Annotated in this window: 20 protein-coding genes and 1 tRNA gene; 14 read left to right on the top strand and 7 right to left on the bottom strand. The window is 68.7% G+C overall.

Going from position 1 to position 21110, the window contains the following annotated elements; translation table 11 throughout:
* The first annotated feature begins 44 nt into the window (after positions 1-44).
* Together glgB and glgA are read left to right on the top strand one after the other, a co-directional pair.
* The gene (glgB, locus tag LRA98_RS08800; RefSeq protein WP_238633456.1) at positions 45-2234 is read left to right on the top strand and encodes a 1,4-alpha-glucan branching protein GlgB; all 2190 of its coding nucleotides are present in this window, start codon (positions 45-47) and stop codon (positions 2232-2234) included.
* Complete coding sequence (gene glgA, locus LRA98_RS08795) at positions 2231-3664, top strand: glycogen synthase GlgA (RefSeq protein ID WP_238633455.1); 1434 nt, start codon at positions 2231-2233, stop codon at positions 3662-3664. Before glgB ends, glgA begins: the two co-directional genes overlap by 4 nt.
* A 30-nt stretch (positions 3665-3694) precedes the next feature.
* On the opposite strand, the gene LRA98_RS08790 is transcribed toward glgA, so the two are convergent.
* A complete protein-coding gene (locus tag LRA98_RS08790) occupies positions 3695-5716 on the bottom strand; it encodes a YgiQ family radical SAM protein (RefSeq protein ID WP_238633454.1) in 2022 nt (673 codons plus the stop codon).
* Positions 5717-5843: 127 nt separating this feature from the next.
* On the opposite strand from LRA98_RS08790, the gene LRA98_RS08785 reads away from it, so the two are divergent.
* On the top strand, positions 5844-6263 hold the full coding sequence (locus LRA98_RS08785) for a secondary thiamine-phosphate synthase enzyme YjbQ (protein WP_238633453.1): 420 nt from the start codon (positions 5844-5846) through the stop codon (positions 6261-6263).
* Between the two features lie 91 nt (positions 6264-6354).
* On the opposite strand, the gene LRA98_RS08780 is transcribed toward LRA98_RS08785, so the two are convergent.
* From LRA98_RS08780 to LRA98_RS08755, 6 genes are all read right to left on the bottom strand, one after another.
* Positions 6355-6430 (bottom strand) — tRNA-Ile (locus tag LRA98_RS08780).
* A gap of 86 nt (positions 6431-6516) precedes the next feature.
* Positions 6517-8328 carry an RNA polymerase sigma factor RpoD gene (gene rpoD / locus LRA98_RS08775; RefSeq protein WP_201169992.1) on the bottom strand — a complete coding sequence of 604 codons (1812 nt, stop codon included), beginning with the start codon at positions 8326-8328 and terminating at the stop codon, positions 6517-6519.
* Positions 8329-8429: 101 nt separating this feature from the next.
* Positions 8430-10274 carry a DNA primase gene (gene dnaG, locus LRA98_RS08770; protein ID WP_238633452.1) on the bottom strand — a complete coding sequence of 615 codons (1845 nt, stop codon included), beginning with the start codon at positions 10272-10274 and terminating at the stop codon, positions 8430-8432.
* 54 nt (positions 10275-10328) lie between these two features.
* Positions 10329-10793, bottom strand: coding sequence for a GatB/YqeY domain-containing protein (locus tag LRA98_RS08765; protein ID WP_201169990.1), 465 nt, complete (start codon positions 10791-10793; stop codon positions 10329-10331).
* Positions 10794-10812: 19 nt separating this feature from the next.
* A complete protein-coding gene (rpsU, locus tag LRA98_RS08760) occupies positions 10813-11028 on the bottom strand; it encodes a 30S ribosomal protein S21 (protein WP_011813897.1) in 216 nt (71 codons plus the stop codon).
* 99 nt (positions 11029-11127) lie between these two features.
* Positions 11128-12039, bottom strand: a complete 912-nt coding sequence (locus LRA98_RS08755) for a lysophospholipid acyltransferase family protein (protein ID WP_201241763.1) — start codon at positions 12037-12039, stop codon at positions 11128-11130.
* Positions 12040-12205: 166 nt separating this feature from the next.
* Between LRA98_RS08755 and LRA98_RS08750 the strand changes: the two genes are divergently transcribed.
* From LRA98_RS08750 to LRA98_RS08700, 11 genes are all read left to right on the top strand, one after another.
* Positions 12206-12748: a hypothetical protein gene (locus LRA98_RS08750; RefSeq protein WP_201169988.1), complete on the top strand. Its 543-nt coding sequence runs from the start codon at positions 12206-12208 to the stop codon at positions 12746-12748.
* 269 nt (positions 12749-13017) lie between these two features.
* Entirely contained in the window at positions 13018-13482 is a 465-nt protein-coding gene (gene dtd / locus LRA98_RS08745; protein WP_238633451.1) for a D-aminoacyl-tRNA deacylase, read from the top strand.
* Positions 13483-13546: 64 nt separating this feature from the next.
* A complete protein-coding gene (gene hisB, locus LRA98_RS08740; RefSeq protein WP_238633450.1) occupies positions 13547-14140 on the top strand; it encodes an imidazoleglycerol-phosphate dehydratase HisB in 594 nt (197 codons plus the stop codon).
* 2 nt (positions 14141-14142) lie between these two features.
* The gene (gene hisH, locus LRA98_RS08735; RefSeq protein WP_238633449.1) at positions 14143-14793 is read left to right on the top strand and encodes an imidazole glycerol phosphate synthase subunit HisH; all 651 of its coding nucleotides are present in this window, start codon (positions 14143-14145) and stop codon (positions 14791-14793) included.
* A complete protein-coding gene (gene hisA / locus LRA98_RS08730) occupies positions 14790-15530 on the top strand; it encodes a 1-(5-phosphoribosyl)-5-[(5-phosphoribosylamino)methylideneamino]imidazole-4-carboxamide isomerase (protein WP_201169982.1) in 741 nt (246 codons plus the stop codon). Before hisH ends, hisA begins: the two co-directional genes overlap by 4 nt.
* Positions 15520-16284, top strand: a complete 765-nt coding sequence (gene hisF, locus LRA98_RS08725) for an imidazole glycerol phosphate synthase subunit HisF (RefSeq protein WP_201169980.1) — start codon at positions 15520-15522, stop codon at positions 16282-16284. Before hisA ends, hisF begins: the two co-directional genes overlap by 11 nt.
* Positions 16281-16625: a phosphoribosyl-ATP diphosphatase gene (locus LRA98_RS08720; RefSeq protein ID WP_201169978.1), complete on the top strand. Its 345-nt coding sequence runs from the start codon at positions 16281-16283 to the stop codon at positions 16623-16625. Before hisF ends, LRA98_RS08720 begins: the two co-directional genes overlap by 4 nt.
* A gap of 45 nt (positions 16626-16670) precedes the next feature.
* Positions 16671-16961, top strand: a complete 291-nt coding sequence (gene tatA, locus LRA98_RS08715) for a Sec-independent protein translocase subunit TatA (RefSeq protein WP_238633448.1) — start codon at positions 16671-16673, stop codon at positions 16959-16961.
* 44 nt (positions 16962-17005) lie between these two features.
* Positions 17006-17359 carry a Sec-independent protein translocase protein TatB gene (gene tatB / locus LRA98_RS08710; RefSeq protein WP_201241765.1) on the top strand — a complete coding sequence of 118 codons (354 nt, stop codon included), beginning with the start codon at positions 17006-17008 and terminating at the stop codon, positions 17357-17359.
* On the top strand, positions 17356-18150 hold the full coding sequence (tatC, locus tag LRA98_RS08705) for a twin-arginine translocase subunit TatC (RefSeq protein ID WP_238633447.1): 795 nt from the start codon (positions 17356-17358) through the stop codon (positions 18148-18150). Before tatB ends, tatC begins: the two co-directional genes overlap by 4 nt.
* Positions 18151-18241: 91 nt before the next feature.
* A complete protein-coding gene (locus tag LRA98_RS08700) occupies positions 18242-21079 on the top strand; it encodes a 2-oxoglutarate dehydrogenase E1 component (protein ID WP_238633446.1) in 2838 nt (945 codons plus the stop codon).
* Positions 21080-21110: the final 31 nt, after the last annotated feature.

Here is a 21110-nt window from a genome sequence, read left to right as displayed (position 1 = left end):
CCCTTCCGGCAGGGTCCATTGAAGCCGGCGAGCGGGGTGTGCGCGTGAATCGATCCATTCAGAAGGATGCCGGGGGTGACGACCGGCAGCGTATCGCGGAGGGCCGTCACGCCGACCCCTTCGCCTACCTCGGCGGGCCCCACGGCGCCGAGCGCCGGGTGCGGATCTACCACCCGGAAGCCGTGGAGGTAACCTTCAAGGACGGCACCGCGGTGCCCCGTATCGCGGGTACCGACTTCTTCGAGGCGCCGCTGCCCGCCGCCCTGCAGGCGCCGTACGTCTTCTGCTGGCGCGACGCTGGCGGGAGCTGGCGCAGCACCTACGACCCCTACAGCTTCCCGCCGGTGCTCTCCGAGTTCGATCTGCACCTCTACGCCGAGGGGCGGCACTGGCACGCCCAGCGCTTTCTAGGCGCGCACTGCACCACGGTGGAGGGGGTGGCGGGCGTGGCCTTTGCCGTCTGGGCGCCCAACGCCGAGCGGGTCAGCGTGGTGGGCGACTTCAACCGCTGGGACGGGCGTCTTCACCCCATGCGGTTGCGCCTCGAGGCCGGGGTGTGGGAGCTGTTTATCCCCGGGCTGGAGCCGGGGGCGTTGTACAAGTTCGAGTTACGCGGTCACGGCGGTTGTGGCCCCATGCTCAAGACCGACCCCTGTGCCCGGCGTTACCAGCAAAGGCCCGAAACGGCCGCCGTGGTCGAGCCGCCGGAGGCCTACGCCTGGGAAGACGGCGAGTGGATGGAGCGCCGGCGCCGGGAGGGCAGCGCCTGGCAGCAGGCGCCCTGGTCGATCTACGAGGTCCACCTTGGCTCCTGGCAGCGCGATGCGCAGGGCGGTTTCCTCGACTACCGCACCCTCGCCCACGAGCTGGTCGCGTACGTCCAGCGCACCGGGTTTACCCACATCGAGCTGCTGCCGATCACCGAGCACCCGCTGGACGACTCTTGGGGCTACCAGACCACCGGCTACTTTGCCCCGACCAGCCGCTTCGGCGGCCCGGATGATTTCCGCTACTTCATTGACTACTGCCACCGCCACGGCATCGGAGTGATCCTGGACTGGGTGCCCGCCCACTTCCCGCGGGACGCCTGGGCGCTGGCCCGCTTCGACGGTACGCCGCTCTACGAGCACGCCGATCCCCGCCAGGGGGAGCACCGCGACTGGGGGACGCTGATCTTCAACTTCGGCCGCAACGAGGTGCGCAGTTTCCTGCTCTCCAGCGCCCTGTACTGGCTCGAGGCCTACCATCTGGATGGGCTGCGCGTCGACGCAGTGGCCTCCATGCTCTATCTGGACTACTCCCGCGAGGACGGTGACTGGGTGGCGAACGTCCACGGCGGCAACGAGAACCTGGAGGCTATCGCCTTCCTGCGCGAGGTCAACACCGTTACCCACGGCGAGCAGCCTGGGACCTGCATCATCGCGGAGGAGTCCACCTCTTGGCCGCAGGTCACGCGCCCGACCTACCTCGGTGGGCTGGGGTTCACCATGAAGTGGAACATGGGCTGGATGCACGACACCCTGACCTACCTCGGCGAGGACCCCGTCCACCGCCGCTACCACCACGACCAGCTGACCTTTGGTCTGCTCTACGCCTTCACCGAGAACTTCGTCCTGCCGTTCAGTCACGACGAGGTGGTCCACGGCAAGGGCAGCCTGCTTGACCGCATGCCCGGCGACGACTGGCAGCGCCTGGCCAACCTGCGCCTGCTCTACGCCTACCAGTTCACCTATCCGGGCAAAAAGCTGCTGTTCATGGGCTGCGAGATCGGCCAGCGCAGCGAATGGGATGCCGATTCTACGGTGGACTGGGCGGCCCTATCCGATCCACGCCACGCCGGCGTGCAGCGCCTGATCGGCGATCTCAACGGGCTCTACCGGGGCGAGCCGGCGCTGCACCGGCACGACTTCTCCGAGGCGGGCTTCGCCTGGGTGGACTGCCACGACGCCGAGCAGTCGGTGCTCAGTTACCTGCGCTGCGGTGACGCCGGCGAGCGGGCAATGGTGGTTCTCAACTTCACGCCGGTGCCACGCCACGGCTATCGGCTGGGCGTGCCGGTCGCTGGGTACTGGGCGGAGCGGATGAACACCGATTCGGCCCTCTACGGCGGCTCGGATGTGGGCAACGCCGGTGGCGTGATCGCCGAGCCGGTGCCGTGGAGCGGCCACCCGTATTCGGTGGTGCTGACCCTGCCGCCGCTGGCCGGCCTGGTGCTGGTCGGGGAGGGTGCGTGAGGATCCTGTTCGCCACCGCCGAGGCTTGGCCGCTGGCCAAGACCGGGGGCTTGGGCGACGTGGCTTTCGGCCTGACCCGGGGGCTGGCTGAGCTCGATTGCGACGTACGCCTGTTGATGCCCGCCTATCCGGGTGCCGCCGAGCAGCTGGAGGGCACGGTCCGCCGGCGTCAGGTGCCGTGGGCCGACGGGGATGTGGCGCTGATTGAAGGGCGGCTGCCTGGCACCGGGGTTGGGGTCTGGCTGCTCGACGATCCGCCGCTGTTCGCACGCGTCGGCGGTCCCTACGCCACGGCTGGGGGCGATGCCTGGCCGGACAATCATTGGCGGTTCTGCCGTCTGTCGCAGGTGGCTGCGGCTCTGGCAGCGGGGGATTTGCTGGACTGGCGCGCCGACGTGCTCCACGGCAACGACTGGCAGACCGCGTTGGCCCCGGTGTTCCTGCGCGAGCGCAGCGAGCGGCCGGCCACCGTGTTCGGTATCCACAATCTGGCCTACCGCGGGCTCTTTCCGGCGGAACTCTATCCCCGGCTCGGGCTGCCAGCCGAGCTCTGGCACCCCGCGGGGTTGGAGTTTTTCGGCCAGCTGGCCTTTATCAAGGGCTCGCTGGTCTTCGCCGACGCCCTGGTGACGGTCAGCCCAACCTACGCTCGCGAGATCCAGACCCCGGCCTTTGGCTGGGGGCTGGAGGGGCTCCTCCACCACCGGCGGGACCGGCTGTTCGGCATCGTCAACGGCATCGATACCGAGACCTGGGACCCGGGGCGTGACCCCCATCTGGCCGCCCGCTACGCCGAACCGGACGACCCGGCCCGGTGGGCCAATCGCGGGGCCGTGGCACGGGCCGTTGGCCTGGCGGAGGGCGACGGGCCCGTGCTCGGTTTCGTCGGTCGGCTGGTGGAGCAAAAGGGTGTGGACCTGATCCTGGCGGCGTTGCCGCGTCTGCTGGCCAGCGGCGCGCGGCTGGCCCTTCTCGGCTCGGGGGATCATAGGCTGGAGGCCGCGCTGCGTGCCGCGGCCGAACAATATCCGGGGCAGGTCGGGGTGGTGATCGGCTACGATGAGGCGCTCGCCCACCAGATCGAGGCCGGCAGTGATCTGTTTCTGATGCCCTCGCGCTTTGAGCCGTGCGGGCTCAACCAGCTCTACTCCCTGCGCTACGGGACGCCGCCGGTGGTCCACCCCACCGGCGGGCTGGCGGATACGGTCGTGGACGTGGATGCCCACCCCCAGAGCGGTAACGGTTTCCACCTGGCTGCGGCGGAGGGCGCCGCCCTGGCCGAGGCGGTGGAGCGGGCCTTGGCGCACTGGCGGGATCGGTCGGCTTGGCACGCCATCCAGGCCCGCGGCATGGCCGGGAGCTACTCGTGGGAGGCCTCGGCGCGGGCGTATCGGGATCTGTATCGCGAGCTGGGGGCAGAGCGGGGATGACGACCGCTCCGCCGGGTCAGCGCCCGCGGATTAGCGCTGGCGCCTGCCCCGCCCCCGGCCCTTTCGCTGCCGGGCCGGGGGGGCGCCCGCGGGCGGCGTCTGCCGGCGGGGGTGCTTGCCCGTCGGGGTCCGCCGCCCCTCGCCGGCGGATCCGGTGCCCGGCGGCTGGTGGGCGGGCACCAGGTGACGTTTGCTGTTGCCGATCAGGTCCGCGCGGCCCATGCGCTGCAGGGCCTGGCGCAGCAGCGGCCAGTTCTCCGGGTCGTGGTAACGCAGGAAGGCCTTGTGGAGCCGACGCGTGCGCAGACCCCGGGCGGTGTGCACCGGGGCGCCGCCCTCCGGCCCGACCCGGCGCAGCGGGTCGCGGCCGCTGTGATACATGGCGGTGGCCAGCGCCATGGGCGTGGGCAGGAAGGCCTGCACCTGGTTGGGCCGGAAGCCGTTGCGCTTGAGCCACAGGGCCAGCTGCAGCATGTCCTCGTCCGTGGTGCCCGGGTGGGCGGCGATGAAGTACGGGATTAGATACTGCTCCTTGCCCGCCCGCCGGCTGTAGTCCTCAAACAGCGCCTTGAAGCGATCGTAGGTGTCCATGCCCGGTTTGAGCATCTGCCCCAGGGGCCCGGGCTCCGTGTGCTCCGGCGCGATCTTCAGGTAGCCGCCGACGTGGTGGCTGACCAGCTCCCGCACGTAAGCCTTGGAGTGGATGGCCAGGTCGTAGCGCACGCCCGAGGCCACCAGGACCTTCTTCACGCCGGGGCGTTGCCGGGCCTGGCGGTAGAGGTCGATCAGCGGCTCGTGATCGGTGTCAAGGTTGCGGCAGATGCGGGGGTAGAGGCACGACATGCGCCGGCAATGGGCCTCGGCCTGCGGGTCCTTGCAGCCCATGCGGTACATGTTGGCACTGGGGCCGCCGAGATCCGAGATGACCCCGGTAAAGCCCTCGGTGCGCTCGGCGATCTCGTCGATCTCGCGCAGGATCGACTCCCGGGAGCGGGACTGGATCAGCCGCCCCTCGTGCTCCGTGATCGAGCAGAAGCTGCAGCCGCCGAAGCAGCCGCGCATGATGCTCACCGAGAAGCGGATCATCTCCCAGGCGGGGATCCGGCGTCCGGCGTAGTCTGGGTGCGGCCCCCGCTGGTAGGGCAGTTCGTAGAGGGTGTCCAGCTCCTCGGTGCTCAGCGGCAGCGGAGGCGGCGTGATCCAGACCTCCTGATCGCCGTGGGCCTGCACCAGGGTCCGGGCGTTGTGCGGGTTGGTCTCCTGGCGGGTGATGCGCGCCAGCTCGGCAAAACGATCCGCGTCCCGGCGCACGCTCTCCCAGTCCGGCAGCCGCAGCACGCCCTGCTGGTCGGCCGGGTCGTCCTCCGCGGGGCCGGGAGCGGGGCGGGCGTAAGCGATGCCCCGCACGTCGCGGATCCGCTGCGGCGGCTCGCCGGCGGCGATGCGGTGGGCGACCTCGACCAGGGCCCGTTCCGCGTTGCCGTAGAGCAGCAGGTCGGCCTTGGCGTCGAGCAGCACCGAGCGCCGGACCTTGTCGGACCAGTAGTCGTAGTGGGCCAGGCGGCGCAGGCTGGCCTCGATCCCGCCCAGGAGGATCGGCGTGTCGCGGTAGGCCTGGCGCAGGCGCTGGCTGTAGACGATGGTGGCCCGGTCGGGGCGGCGTCCGCCCTCGTCATCGGGGCTGTAGGCGTCGTTGCTGCGGCGCCGACCATCGGCGGTGTACCGGTTGACCATGGAGTCCATGTTGCCGGCGGTGACGCCAAAGAAGAGGTTCGGTTCCCCCAGGGCCTGGAAGTCGGTGGTGTCGCGCCAGTCGGGCTGGGCGATAATACCCACGCGGAAGCCCTGGGCCTCGAGCAGACGGCCGATGATGGCCATGCCGAAGCTCGGGTGATCGACGTAGGCGTCGCCGGTGACCAGGATGATGTCGCAGCTGTCCCAGCCCAACTCGCCCATTTCTCGCCGGGACATGGGCAGAAACGGCGCTACGCCGAAGCGGGCCGCCCAGTAGGGGCGGTAGGAGAACAGTGCGGGGGGCTTCGAGTCGTTCACGCCGTCATGGTAACCGGCGCAGCGGGGCGCGTCATGGACGTTTTGTGTGCCGCGGCCGCAACTTGAGCGGATCCCGGGGCGGCGCTAGGGTGTCGGGCTCGAATCATCGCCCCGGAGTCCATGTGTCATGAAGATCGAGCAGCAGACCCTCACCGTGCAGACCCGCGGCCGTGGGACCCATGAGCTCACCCGTCGCCTCGCCGACGCCATTGGTGAGTACGGCGTTTCGCGTGGCCTCGCGCATGCCTTCTGCCACCACACCAGCGCCTCGCTCATGATCACCGAGAACGCCGATCCCAGTGTCCGCGCCGATCTGGAGCGGTTCATGGCCCGTGTAGCGCCGGACGGCGACCCCATGTACGAGCACGACATGGAGGGCCCTGACGACATGCCGGCCCACATCCGCAGCCTGCTCACCGGCAGCGGCGTGACCATCCCGATCAGCGGCGGTCGCCCGGCGCTGGGGACGTGGCAGGGGCTCTACCTCTGGGAGCACCGCAGCGGGGGGCATGCTCGACGCGTGACGCTGACGCTGATCGGGGAGTGACGGGAAGAGTCACGATCGAGTCACGCGGGTCGCCGGGAGGCTGGACGCAGTACGTGGGTTTTTGCGTAACGATGGATTGGAGGGCGGGAAATGGTGGGCCCGGTCGGATTCGAACCGACGACCAAGGGATTATGAGTCCCCTGCTCTAACCACTGAGCTACAGGCCCGTCGGAGGGGATAGGGATCCCGCAGGGATCAAAACACAACCCCGGGGCGCCGGCAACGGCACCCCGGGGATCGGCTCGGGCGCGGGTTACTCCTCCAGGAAGCTGCGCAGTCCCTCCGAGCGGGTCGGGTGGCGCAGCTTGCGCAGCGCCTTGGCCTCGATCTGGCGGATGCGCTCGCGGGTGACATCGAACTGTTTGCCGACCTCTTCGAGGGTATGGTCGGTGTTCATGTCGATGCCAAAGCGCATGCGCAGGACCTTGGCCTCCCGGGGCGTCAGCCCGGAGAGTACCTCGCGCACCGACTCGCGCAGGCCTTCGGAGGTGGCCGAGTCCACCGGCGAGGTGACGCTGGTGTCCTCGATGAAGTCGCCCAGGTGGCTGTCCTCGTCGTCGCCGATGGGCGTCTCCATGGAGATCGGCTCCTTGGCGATCTTGAGGACCTTGCGCACCTTGTCCTCGGGCATCTCCATGCGCTCGGCGAGCTCCTCGGGGGTGGCCTCGCGGCCCATCTCCTGAAGCATCTGCCGCGATACCCGGTTGAGCTTGTTGATGGTCTCGATCATGTGCACCGGGATGCGGATGGTCCGCGCCTGGTCGGCGATGGAGCGGGTGATGGCCTGGCGGATCCACCACGTGGCGTAGGTGGAGAACTTGTAGCCGCGCCGGTACTCGAACTTGTCCACCGCCTTCATCAGGCCGATGTTGCCCTCCTGGATCAGGTCCAGGAACTGGAGGCCGCGGTTGGTGTACTTCTTGGCGATGGAGATGACCAGGCGCAGGTTGGCCTCGACCATCTCCTTCTTGGCGCGGCGGGCCTTGGCCTCACCGATGGACATGCGGCGGTTGATCTCCTTGATCTCCGCCACGGAGAGGCCGTTCTTGTCGGCGATCTCCTTGAGATCCGCCTGGGCCTTGCGGATGGTCTCGGCGTGCGGCTTCAGTCGCTCGGCGCGCTCGCCCCCCTCGGCCAGCAGGTCGTCGAGCCAAGTGGGGTCGGTTTCGCGATCCTGGAAGCTCTTGACGAACTCCTTGCGAGCCATTCGCCCTTCGCGGGTGCACAGATTCATGATCTCGCGCTCTCGGGCGCGGATCGTATCCACCGTGCCACGCAGCCGGTCGGCCACAGCGTCCACCACCTTCGGGGTGAACTTGATGCTCAGGAAGATCTCCTCCAGCTCGCCGCGCAGTTCGGCGATGCGCGGTGCGGCCGAACCCTCGCTGGCCAAAACCTCCTGCATCTCGTTGTAGGCGGCCCGCAGGCGCTCAAAGAGCTCCGCCACCGCCTCGGGATCGGGGCCGGTTTCGGTGGCGGTGGTCTCCTCCTCGTCCTCGGTGGCGGTCTCCGGGGCGGCAGCGGGGGCCTCCGGAAGCTGCTCGGAGCCGTCCTCGCGGTCACGGAAGCCGGCAAGGATGTCGGTCAGCCGGGCCTCGCCCTCCTGGGCGCGGTCGTAGAGCATGATCAGCTGCCGGGCCGCCTCCGGGTAGGAGGAGAGGGCCATCAAAGCACGGTCGAGCCCGTCCTCAATCCGCTTGGCCAGCTCGATCTCGCCCTCGCGGGTGAGCAGCTCGACGCTGCCCATCTCGCGCATGTACATGCGCACGGGGTCGGTGGTCCGGCCGAACTCGGCGTCCACGGCGGCGAGGGCGGCAGCGGCCTCTTCGGCCTCGTCCTCGTCGGTGGCCACGGTGGTTTCAGCCAGGAGCAGCTCGTCCGAGTCCGGGGCCGTCTCGTGGACGTTGATCCCCATGTCGTTGATCATGCCGATGATATCGTCGATTTGATCGGGGTCGACGATATCGTCGGGGAGGTGGTCGTTAACCTCCGCGTAGGTCAGAAAGCCCTGCTCTTTGCCCTTGGCGATGAGCTGCTTGATTTGCGACTGTTGATCCTGTGACATAGGCGATCGGTCTGATCCGCGGTTGCTCGGGGAAGGCGCCTCTGGGCGGAACCGTACAGTGTAGCGTCCAGATTCGGGTTCCTTCAAGGGCGCGTCAGGTTTTAGAGGCGAAACGCCGCGCGAAGTTCCTCCATCTCCTGCTGTTCATCGGCGCTGATCCGGCCCCGCTTGAGCCGGTCCATCAGCAACTGCAGTCGTGTCGCCTGACGCAGCCGCTCCTGCTCCAGGTCGATGGTCTGCTCATCCCGTTCCTCCTGCTCGAGCTCACGGACCAACCGCTTCTGCTCGTTGTGGATGATCTGCTCCTCGATCCGCATGAGGGCGTCCTGGAGTTCCTGCTGGTGGTCCCCCTCGGCCATGGCGGTTCGTTGCCAGGCCGCCAGCCGGTGTAGCGGGGTCTCGTGCGGGGTGTCGCGGAACCGCTCCAAGACCCTTGCCGTTGTGATATTGGGTTCCGTGCGCGCCAGTTCAAGGAGCTGTTGCAGCAAGTCTAGTCCAGGAATGTCTCGATCGGCGAAGCGGTCCGGGTCGCCGGCGTACGCCGCGAGCTGCGGCTGCTGCAGCAGCAGGGCGATGGCGTGGCGCACGGGGGTGCGCTGCAGGCTTGTCTCGGGACTGCGTGGGGCGCTGCGCGGCTGCGCGGCGCCTTGGTTGCGGGTGGCTTCGCCCCGTCCTTCGAGGATGCGGTCGATGCGTTCGGGCTCGGTGCGCGTCAGCTCGGCGAGCTGGCCGATCAGCGTCTCGCGCACGATGCCCCGTGGTAGCCGCCGCAGCGGGTTGCTGGCCCGTTCCAGCAGGCGGGCGCGGCCGTCGACGGTGGTCAGGTCGCACTCCTCGCCGAGGTGGGCCAGGAAGAATTCGATGACCGGCGTGGCGGCATCCAGGCGTGCTTCGAAGGCCTCGCGGCCCTCGCTGCGCACCAGGTCGTCGGGGTCGCTGCCCTCGGGCAGCAGCAGCACGCGGACCTCGCGGTCGCCCTGCAGGACTGGGAGCAGGTTCTCGACGGCGCGCAGCGCCGCGCTGCGGCCGGCGTCGTCGCCGTCGAAACAGAGCACCAGTTCGTCCGCGGAGCGCAGTAGCAGCGTCGCCTGCTCGGCGGTGGTGGCGGTACCCAGGGTGGCGACGGCGCCAGGGATGCCCTGCTGGGTCAGGGCGATGACATCCATGTACCCCTCGACCACGATCAGCCGGCCGGGGCGGCGCTCGGCTTGAAGGGCTTGGTAGAGGCCGTAGACTTCACGGCCCTTGTGGAAGACCGGGGTCTCCGGGGAGTTGAGGTACTTGGGCTCGCCGTCGGAGACCACTCGGGCGCCGAAGGCCACCACGCGACCGCGGCGATCGTGGATCGGGAAGGTAATGCGATCGCGGAAACGGTCGTAGGTCTTCTGTTCCCGTTCGATGATCAGTCCGGCGCGGATGGCCGGTCGCGGGTCATCGAGCTGGCGCAGGAGGTTGTCCCAGCCCGGCGGGGCGAAGCCGAGGCCGAAACGGGCGGCCACCTCCCCGGAGATCCCGCGCCGACGCAGGTATTCTACGGCGCTCTGGCGCGCGGGGTGGTTGCGCAGTGCGTCGCGGAAGAACTGGTGGGCGTGGGCCAGAGCGCGGTACAGCGGGGCGTATTCGTCGGCGGCCCGGCGGGCCCCGCCGCCGTCCGGGATTTCCAGGCCAACCCGGCCGGCCAGCTCCTCAATGGCCTCACGGAACTCCATGCGGTCGTGTTCCATGAGGAAGCGGATCGCCGTGCCGTGGGCACCACAGCCGAAGCAGTGGTAGGTCTGTCGTTCAGGATTGACGTTGAACGAGGGGGTGCGCTCGTCGTGGAAGGGGCAGCGCGCCTTGTAATTGCTGCCGGCCGGGCGCAACGGCACGCGCTCGCCGATGACGGCGACGATGTCGGTGCGTTGCAGCACCTCATCGATGAACTCATCGGGGATCCGCCCGGCCATCGGCCAGCCTCCGGGGTCTGGAAGGCTCCAGACGGTATCGCGGCGAGGGCGGGGTCAGCCGCCGAGGCGGTTCTTGACGCGAGCGCTGACTGCGCCGAGGTCGGCCCGCCCCTGGAGCTTCTCTTTGAGAGATCCCATGACGCGGCCCATGTCCTTGATCGATGCGGCCCCTGAGTTGTTGATGGCCTCTTCGATCAGGGCGTCGATCTCTTCATCGCTGGCCGCTTGGGGAAGGAACTCGGAGAGGATCTCGATCTCTCGTTCCTCGGCCTCGGCCCGGGCGGTCTGGCCGGCGTCGCGGTACTGCTCCGCGGACTCCCGCCGCTGCTTGACCGCCTTGGCCAGGACATCGATGGCCGCGCTGTCGTCGGTGGCGAGGTCACAGCGCTCGTCCACCTCACGCTGCTTGAGTGCCGCGCTCGCCGAGCGCAGGACCGCCAATCGCTCCTTGTCGCCGGAACGCATGGCGGATTTCACTGCCTCGAGCACGGTTTCCTTGACGCTGCTGGGTGCGGCCATCGGTTCCTGGGTCCGGGGGTCAGTAGGGCCGCTGGCGCCGCTGCTGCTCGCGGTTGAGCCGCTTCATGTGCCGCTTGACGGCGGCGGCCTGCTTGCGCTTACGCACCTGCGTGGGCTTTTCGTAGTACTCGCGCCGGCGGATCTCGGACAGCACGCCCGCCTTCTCGCAGGAACGCTTGAAGCGGCGCAGGGCCACCTCGAATGGCTCGTTTTCGCGGACTTTCACAATCGGCATGCGCTCGTCGACCCCTTCGTCGTTGTCCATGGCAAATGATTATCCGGGCATTTCAGCCCAAAGATAAACGAGCAGTCTAGTTGCCATGAGGGGGGTATTTCAACCTCGCCGTCGGCGTTTTTTCGGGTAGGGGCGACTGCCATCGGGCTGCGTGTTGAAGCGCTTGTAGGTCCACTGGTACTGCGCCGGAGCGATGCGCACGCACTGCTCGACTCCCCGGTTGATCGCCGCCGTGGCCGCGGTCGGGTCGCGGTCGGCGACGTCTGGGTCGGCGGGCAGGAAGTGCAGATCGTAGCCGCGACCGGCGGGGAGTCGCTCGGCGAACGCGAATAGTGGCACGGCGCCAGAGCGCTGGGCGATGCGCCCGGCCAGGGTCATGGTCTTGGCGGGGACCCCGAAAAACGGCGCGAAGGGTTCACTGCCGTCCGGCTCCTGGTCGGGCAGGATGCCGACCACCTCCCGGCGGGCGAGGGCGCGCAGTACGCCGCGCACGCCCTGGGGGCCGGCGGGGAGCAGGCGGGCTCCGTTGCGCGAGCGCCCGGCGAGCAGGATGGGTTCCAGAGCGGGCTGGCGGGGGGGGCGGTACAGGGCCGTGAGCGGTTGTCGCGCAGCCACCCAGAGGTTGAGCAGTTCCCAGCAGCCGATATGGGGGGCGAGCAGGAGCACGCCCCGACCTTCATCCAGGGCCTGGTCGAAGTGGGTTCGGCCGTGGACCTGGCGCACCCAGCCGACCACCCGTTCAGGCGGGCGCTTAAAGACCGGCGCGATCTCCAGCGCGGTCTTGCACGTCTCCTGCAGGGCGTTGCGAACCAGGCGGCGCCGCGCGCCCGCGGCCAGATCCGGGAAGCAGAGGCGCAGGTTGATCTCGGCGACCTGCCGCGTCCGATTGGGCAGGTAGGCCAGGGTGGTGCCGACCGCCGCACCGACGGCGTGCAGCACGGGCAGGGGCAGTCGGGCCAGGACGGAGAGGGTCCATTCCAGGCTGCGTGGTGGGGCTGGCTCTTCGGTCATGGCGATAGCTAACCTGTTCCCGGGGCGGCAAGGCAACCCGGGCGGTGGTGTTCGGGGGCAGGCTCGCTACACTTTCCCGGTGGGGTGCCATGCGCGCCCGGGACGAGCCTTTACCCATGTGGCCGTGCCCGCAGTTCTCCGTGAGGACATACAGGAGAGGATTCCAATGAGCGGTAACCAACCGATGGAAGAAATGGTCCGGAACTGGACCGAGATGCAGCAGCGCATGTGGGATACGTGGCTGCAGACGGTGCGTGGCATGCAGATGCCCACCGGGGTGTCCCAGGGCGATGAGTGGCAGCGCCACTATCAGCAGAACCTGGAGGCCTGGGAGAAGGCGGTCCGCGAGGCCCTCGACGCCCAGGTGCAGTGGGCGCAGAAGTGGGCACAGCAGGCCGGTGCCGGAGAGCATGCCAGCGAGGGGATGCAGGAGGCGGTTAAGCAGACCCAGGAGATGATGAAGTCCTGGACCGAGGCGCAGAGCAAGCTCTGGAACGCCTGGTTCGACAGCGTGAAGAACATGGATCCGTCCCGCATGGCGGAGCAGTGGGACTCGGAGGGCCAGCGCGTGCTCCAGGCCTGGCAGGATGCGACCAAGCGGGCCCAGGAGGCGATGCAGGAGCTATCCGGAACCGCGACGTCGGGGGCTGCCGGCTCGCAGAAATCCTCTGCAGGGCGAAGTACCTCGGGCGGCAGCAAGAAGGCCTGATCGGACGAAAAAAAAAGCCGACGCATCCTGCGTCGGCTTGAACCCGCTTCCCTCGGGCTAATGGGCGGGGGCCTTACTCTTCCTTGAGCGGTCCCTGAAGGCCGAGCGATCCATCGCCCCACCCAGGCTCCCGCACAATCGACTGGGCTCTTCCGTTAAGCCTCAGGAGTTCGACTGCCGGTAGCCGTGGTCTACAATGCCCCAGCGCCCGTAGCAGGGAAATCAGGGGCAGCCGCAGTGCGTGTAAGACAAATCTGACATCGTCGGCGATGATCACCGTTATTCAGCGTTCAGGAAGGGCCCGGGTTTGGGTCGAGGGCGAGGTTGTCGGGCAGATCGGGCACGGGCTGGTCGCCCTGGTCTGTGCCGTGCGCGGGGATGGCCCGCAACAGGCCCGGCGCCTGGCCGAGCGGGTGCTGGGCTACCGGGTGTTTCCGGATGACGCCGGGCGCATGAACGCCTCCACCCTCGATCGGGCCTGCGGTGTGCTAGCTGTGCCGCAGTTCACCCTGGCCGCGGATACACGCAAGGGCATGCGGCCGAGCTTCGGACCCGCTGCCGACCCCCAGACCGGTCAGGACCTGTTCGGTATCTTTCTGGATGCTCTGCACGCCCGGGCGACGGGGCCGGTGGCCGCCGGGGTCTTTGGCGCGGACATGCAGGTTGAGCTGGTCAATGACGGGCCGGTGACCTTCTGGCTGGAGGCGCCGCCGGGGCCGGCCGGCGCCGTGTGATATCCTCGTTCGCCCGTCGGGCGTCAGGCCCGGATCGATTCCAACCTGCGAGGGCGTTACGGCCATGGCCAAGCGAACGGCAGAAGTCGAGCGCACCACCGGCGAGACCGCCGTGCGGGTGCGGGTGGATCTCGACGGCGAGGGGAGCGCGGAACTCGACTGCGGGGTCCCCTTCTTCGAGCATATGCTCGCCCAGGTGGCCCGTCACGGCGGCTTGGATCTGCACGTCCAGGCCAAGGGGGACACCTGGATCGATGACCACCACACCGTGGAGGACGTGGGCATCGCGCTCGGGCAGGCGCTGGCTCGTGCGTGGGGCGACAAGGCCGGGCTGACCCGCTACGGGTACGCCTATGTGCCCCTGGACGAGGCGCTATCGCGTGCCGTGCTCGACCTCTCCGGCCGGCCCGGGCTCGTCTATGAGGCCGAGTTCCCGCGGGTGCTGATCGGACGCTTTGATACCGAACTCGTCGAGGAGTTCTTCCGGGCCCTGACCAGCCACGCTGCGGTGACCGCGCACCTGGACGTGCTGCGCGGACGCAATGCTCACCACATGGTCGAATGCCTTTTTAAGGCCTTCGGGCGCGCGCTGCGCCAGGCCGTCAGCCTGGATGAGCGCGCCGCGGGTCGGATCCCTTCCACCAAGGGGGCCCTCTAGCCATGAGCCGGGTGGCCATCGTTGACTACGGTATGGGCAACCTGCGCTCGGTCTACCGGGCCCTGGCCCACGCCGCCGGTGACGAGTCGGGTCTCGAGGTGACCGCCGACCCCGCCCGGGTCCGGGATGCCGAGCGTGTTGTACTCCCGGGCGTCGGCGCCATCGGCGACTGCATGACCGAACTCGACCGCCTCGGGCTGACCGCTGCCCTAATCGAGGCCGCGCGAAGCCGTCCCTTCCTCGGTATCTGCCTGGGGATGCAGGCGCTGCTGACCCACAGCGAGGAGAGCGGCGGGGTGGACGGCCTGGGTGTGCTGCCCGGACGTGCCGTACGATTCCCAGACGGCGAGCGCGACGGCCGCGGGCGGCCGCTGAAGGTGCCGCACATGGGCTGGAGCCGGGTGCACCGGCCTTGCCGGCACCCGCTGTGGGCCGGCATCGAGGACGGGACTTGGTTCTATTTCGTGCACAGCTACTACGTCGTGGCCGACGATCCGGGCATCATCGTCGGCCAGGCCGAGCACGGGTGCCGTTTCGCCGCCGCCGTGGCGGACGGGCCCTGCTTCGCCGTGCAATTCCATCCGGAGAAGAGCCAGGACGCGGGCCTGCGCCTCTACCGCAACTTCCTCGACTGGGACGGGAGCTGGACGTGATCGTAATCCCCGCCATCGATCTCAAGAACGGCCACTGTGTGCGGCTGCGCCAGGGCCGGATGGACGACGAGACCATCTTCGACGCCGACCCCGTGGCAGTGGCCGGGCGCTGGGTGGCGGCCGGCGCCAGGCGCCTCCACCTGGTCGACCTCGACGGCGCGGTGCAGGGCCGGCCTGCCCACGAGGAGACGATCCACGCGATCGCCCGCGCCTACCCCGATACGCCGCTGCAGATCGGCGGCGGCATCCGCAGCCGGGATACGGCCCTGCGCTACCTGGACGCCGGCGTGGGTTACGTCATTGTCGGCACCCGTGCCGTGCGCGAGCCGGCTTTCGTGGAGGAGCTCTGCCGCGAGATCCCCGGGCGGGTGTGCGTGGGGCTGGATGCGCGGGGCGGGTACGTCGCCACCGATGGCTGGGAACAGACCTCCGAGGTGGCCGCCGTCGACCTCGCTCGCCGGTTCGAGGACGCCGGCGTGGCGGCGTTGATCTTCACGGACATCGGCCGGGACGGGATGATGCAGGGCTGCAACGTCGAGGCCACCCGCGAGCTGGCCCGGGCCGTTTCCATCCCGGTGATCGCATCCGGCGGTGTCAGCAGCCTCGAGGACGTGCGCAGCCTGGCCGCGAGCCCGGAGGGCATCGCCGGGGCCATCGTGGGGCGGGCCATCTACGACGGCGGCCTTGACCTGGCCGCCGCTATCCGCACGGCGCGGGAGGCCGGCGATGACCGCTAAGCGCATTATCCCTTGCCTGGATGTGGATGGCGGCCGGGTGGTCAAGGGCGTCCGTTTCGTGGACATTCGCGACGCTGGCGACCCCGTGGAGATCGCCCGGCGCTACGACGCCATGGGGGCTGACGAGCTGACCTTCCTGGATATCACCGCCAGCCACGAGGAGCGCGATACCATCTACGATGTGGTGGAGGCGGTGGCCGGGCAGGTCTTCATCCCGTTGACCGTCGGTGGCGGCGTGCGCACCGTGGCCGACGTGCGCCGCCTGCTCAATGCCGGCGCCGACAAGGTGGCTATCAACACCGCGGCGGTTCACCGCCCGGAGTTCGTCCGCGAGGCCGCCGAACGCTTCGGCTCGCAGTGCATCGTGGTGGCGGTGGACGCCAAGCAGGTTGAGGAGGATCCGCCGCGCTGGGAGGTCTTCACCCACGGCGGGCGCAATCCCACCGGGCTCGAGGTCATCAGCTGGTGCCAGCGCCTGGTGGCGCTGGGAGCCGGCGAGATCCTGCTGACCAGCATGGACCGAGACGGCACAAGGGCCGGTTTCGATCTCGGCCTGACCCGCGCCGTCGCCGATGCGGTGACCGTGCCGGTGATCGCCTCCGGCGGCGTGGGGGATCTGGAACACCTGGCCGATGGGGTCGACGAGGGGGGAGCCGATGCCGTTCTGGCGGCGAGCATTTTCCACTTCGGCGACCACACCGTCGGCGAGGCCAAGGCGTACATGGCGGAACGCGGTATCGAGGTCCGACAATGAGCGAAGCCGGAACCGGGCGGTCGGCGGCCGACACCCTGCGCGAGCTGGCCGAGACCATCGAGCGGCGCCGCGGTGCATCGCCGGATGCCTCCTATGTGGCGCGGCTTCACCACAAAGGCTTGGACGCCATCCTCAAGAAGGTTGGCGAGGAGGCGACCGAGACGGTGATCGCCGCCAAGGGCGGCGAGCGGGAACAGATCGTTTATGAGACCGCCGATCTGTGGTTCCATACTCTCGTCATGCTCTCCGCCAGTGGGGTGTCGGTGGATGAGGTGCTGGCGGAGCTGGAGCGACGGGTGGGCCGTTCGGGCCTGGACGAGAAAGCGGCCCGCGGCGAGTGAGCAACGCATAACGGAAGGCGCCGCACGGCGTCGGAGGGTGAGGAGATGGGATTCAATATCTGGTCGCTGCTGATCATTCTGCTGATCGTGGCGCTGCTGTTCGGCACCAAGAAGCTGCGCAATATCGGCGGGGACCTTGGTGGTGCCATCCGCGGCTTCAAGGAGTCGATGCGGGAGGGCGAAGAGGAAGAGGCGCAGAAGCGCGCCGATGGGGAGTCGTCGGAGGAGCCCGAGCCGCTGGAGCACCAGGGCGACCCCGCCTCCGAGCAGGGCCACGCCCGGGACAGCAGTGCCACCCGCCAGAGTGCCGAGCAGCACGACCGTAGCGCCTCCTGAGAGGCGCCGGCGCGCCTCCGGTACGGCCCTGACGCAGGATCGCCATGTTCGACCTCGGCTTCTGGGAAGTTCTGATCATCTGCCTGATCGGCTTGCTGGTGCTCGGCCCCGAGCGCATGGCGCGTACCGTGCGCGTGCTCGGCCGATGGGCCGGGAAGGCGCGCTCTTCGTTCAACGCGACGCGCCGCGAGGTCGAGCGCGAGCTGCGGGTCGAGGAGATTCGCAAGGCGGGCGAGTCGGTTCGGCGCGATGTCGAGCAGACCCGCCGCGCCTTCACGGGGGCTGAGGAGGACGTCGAGCGGGAGACCCGGGAGGCCCGGCGCGCCGCCCGGCTCCGCAGGGCCGAGGAATCCGAGGGCGGTAAGCCGCGCGGCGCCGATAAGGAGCAGGACCAGTGAGTGCCGGCGAGCCCGACGAGAAAGAGGGGGGTGACGAGAAGCTTCAGGAGGCACCGCTGCTTAGCCACCTGAAGGAGTTCCGCGACCGCCTGCTGCGCATCGTCGTGGTGGTCCTGGGGGCGTTCCTGCTCCTCTACCCCTTCCGGGACACACTCTACCGCTGGATCTCCGGGCCGCTTCAGGAAGTCCTGCCCGAGGGCACCTCGATGATTGCTATCAAGGTGGCCTCGCCGTTTCTGATTCCCATGAAGCTGGCCCTGGTGGCGGCCATCTTCATCACCATCCCCTACATCCTCTACCAGCTCTGGGCCTTCGTGGCGCCGGGGCTGTACCGCCACGAGCGGCGGATGATCTGGCCGTTGCTGATCTCCAGCACCGGGCTGTTCTATCTCGGGGCGGCCTTCGCCTACTTCGTGGTCTTCCCGATCGCCTTCCGCTTCTTTGCACTGGTCTCCCCGGAAGGCGTGCAGATGATGACGGATATCGGCGAATACCTGTCGTTCGTGCTGACCCTGTTCTTCGCCTTCGGTGCGGCCTTTCAGGTGCCGATCGCGACCATCCTTCTGGTGCGCAGTGGCATCTCCACCCGGGCGAGCCTGGCGGCCAAGCGCCCCTACGTGATTGTCGGTGCCTTCGTGGTGGGTATGATGCTCACCCCGCCCGATGTGCTCTCGCAGGTGCTGCTGGCCGTGCCGGTTTGGTTGCTCTACGAGATCGGCATCCTGCTCGCCGGACGGACGCAGCCCGCCGAGGCCGCCTCACCGGACGGCGGCGGAGGCGATCACGGTTAGCGGTGGCGCCCGGGGTGCGCCGGCCCGCCGGGGCCGCCGCGCCCCGGGCGCACGGGTTCTCTCCGTTCGCTCCGAGCCTTAGAGTGGTGGCATGACTGATCGCGGCCTTTTCGAACACCTTCGCAACACCTCCTACCTGCACGGGGCCAATGCGGCCTTCATCGAGGACCTGTACGAGACGTACCTGGCCGATCCGAGCCGCGTGGACCCGGAGTGGCGCGCCTACTTCCACAGCCTGACCCGGGAGTCCGGCACCGGTGAGGACATCCCGCACAGCCCCATCCGGGCCCGCTTTGAGCAGCACGCGCGGGACAATGGCGGCACTCCGGCGCGGGCCTCCGGCGCTGTCCAGGGCGGGCTGAGCGCCGAGGCGGCCGAGAAGCAGGTGGCGGTGCTGCGGCTGATCAACTCCTACCGTTTTCGGGGTCACCAGGCGGCGGATATCGACCCCCTGGACCTGCGCCCGAAACCGCCGGTGCCGGATCTCGATCCGGCCTTCCACGGCCTGTCGCCGGCGGAGCTGGACCAAACGTTCAACACCGGGTCCCTCTACGCGCCGACGCAAATGACGCTGCGCGAGATCATCGCTCAGCTCGAGGAGGTCTATTGCGGGTCCGTCGGTTCGGAGTACATGCACATCACGGATACGGTGCAGAAGCGCTGGATCCAGGAGCGGCTCGAAGGGACCGGTTGCCGTCCGCGGCTGAGCGCCGCGCGCAAGAAAGAGATCCTCGAGCGCCTGACTGCGGCCGAGGGTATCGAGAAGTACCTGCATTCCAAGTACGTGGGCCAGAAGCGGTTCTCCCTGGAGGGTGGGGACTCGCTGATCCCCCTGCTCCACGACCTGATCCAGGGCGCCGGACGCGAGGGCGTCAAGGAGATGGTGCTGGGCATGGCCCACCGGGGCCGGCTCAACGTGCTGATCAACATCATGGGCAAGGACCCGGGCGACCTGTTCGCCGAGTTTGAGGGCCATCAACCCGACGGGCTGCAGGGCTCCGGCGACGTCAAGTACCACATGGGCTTCTCGTCGGACATCCAGACCCCGGGCGGTCCCATGCACGTGGCTCTGGCCTTTAATCCGTCGCACCTGGAGATCGTCAACCCGGTGGTCGAGGGCTCCTGCCGCGGGCGCATGCGCCGGCGTCGCGATCCCCAGGGCGAGCAGGTCCTGCCCCTGCTCATCCACGGTGACGCCGCCTTCGCCGGGCAGGGCGTGGTCATGGAGACCTTCCAGCTCTCCCAGGCCCGCGGTTTCTATACCGGGGGTACGGTGCACGTGGTGGTCAACAACCAGATCGGCTTCACCACCTCGCACCCGCAAGACACGCGCTCGAGCCACTACTGCACCGAAGTGGCGAAGATCGTTCAGGCGCCGATCTTCCACGTCAACGGCGATGACCCCGAGGCGGTAGCCTTCACCACGGCCCTGGCCCTGGATTACCGCAACACCTTCCACCGCGATGTGGTCATCGATCTGATCTGCTACCGCCGCCACGGCCACAACGAGGCCGACGAGCCGGCGGCCACGCAGCCGATGATGTACCAGAAGATCCGCAACCAGCCGACGGTACGCCAGCGTTACGCCGAGCGGTTGGTGCAGGAAGGCATCCTCGGGCCGCGGGAGTCCGAGGAGATGGTCGCCGCCTACCGCGAGGCCCTTGAAAACCGGGAGGTGGTGGCGTCGAACATCCTCACCGGCGTGCGCAACGACTACGCCGCGAACTGGACCCGGTTCGTCGGCGGCGAGTGGAATGAGCCGGTCGAGACCGCCGTGGACAAGGAGCGCCTGCGCGGGCTGCAGCAGATTCTCGACGCCCTGCCCGACGGCTTCGAACTCAATCCGCGGGTGGCCTCCATCATGGAGAGCCGGCGCAAAATGGTCGCCGGTGCGCTGCCGCTGGACTGGGGCTTTGCCGAGACCATGGCCTACGCCACGCTGCTGCAGGACGGCTACCGCGTGCGTCTGACCGGCCAGGACTCCGGCCGGGGGACCTTCTTCCACCGCCACGCCGTGCTGCACAACGCCCGTGACGGCTCCAACTTCGTGCCGCTGCAGGACGTGACCACCGAGCCGCAGGACTTCGTAGTCATCGACTCGCTCCTCTCCGAGGAGGCCGTGGTCGGTTTCGAGTACGGCTACGCCACCACTGAGCCGGACACCCTGACCATCTGGGAGGCGCAGTTCGGTGACTTCGCCAACGGCGCGCAGGTGGTCATCGACCAGTTCATCGCCGCGGCCGAGGCCAAGTGGGGGCGGCTGTCGGGGTTGACCATGTTCCTGCCCCACGGCTACGAGGGGCAGGGGCCGGAGCACTCGTCGGCCCGCCTGGAGCGCTACTTGCAGCTGTGTGCCGAGAACAACATGCAGGTCTGCGTGCCCTCGACGCCGGCGCAGTTCTTCCACATGCTGCGCCGGCAGATGCTGCGCCGCTACCGCAAGCCACTGGTGGTGCTGACGCCGAAAAGCCTGCTTCGGCACAAGCTCTCCACCTCCGGGCTTGACGACCTGACCGGCGGCCACTTCCACAACATCATCGATGAGGTGGACGGGCTCGATCCCGCTGCCTGCCGCCGGGTGGTGCTGTGCGCCGGCAAGGTCTACTACGACCTGCTCGAGGCCCGCCGGCGGGAGGCCCGCAATGACATCGCCATCATCCGGGTCGAGCAGCTCTACCCGTTCCCGGAGAAGGCGCTGCGCCGGCTGCTGACCGAGCGCTACGCGGCCGCCACCGAGGTGGTCTGGTGCCAGGAGGAGCCGAAGAACCAGGGCGCCTGGTACTCCACCAACCACCACCTCTACAACTGCATGGGGCCGGATCAGCGGCTGCGCTACGCCGGGCGCTCGGCGGCGGCATCGCCGGCGGTCGGCTACCCCAAGCGCCACCACGAGCAGCAGCGGGCGCTGGTCGAGGATGCCCTTGGCTAGGCGGCACGCGGCGATCGAGCCCGGACGAGAA

Source organism: Halorhodospira sp. M38 (genome assembly GCF_022227985.1).
GTDB lineage: Bacteria > Pseudomonadota > Gammaproteobacteria > Nitrococcales > Halorhodospiraceae > Halorhodospira > Halorhodospira halophila_A.
This window is presented reverse-complemented; position numbering and strand designations above follow the sequence as displayed.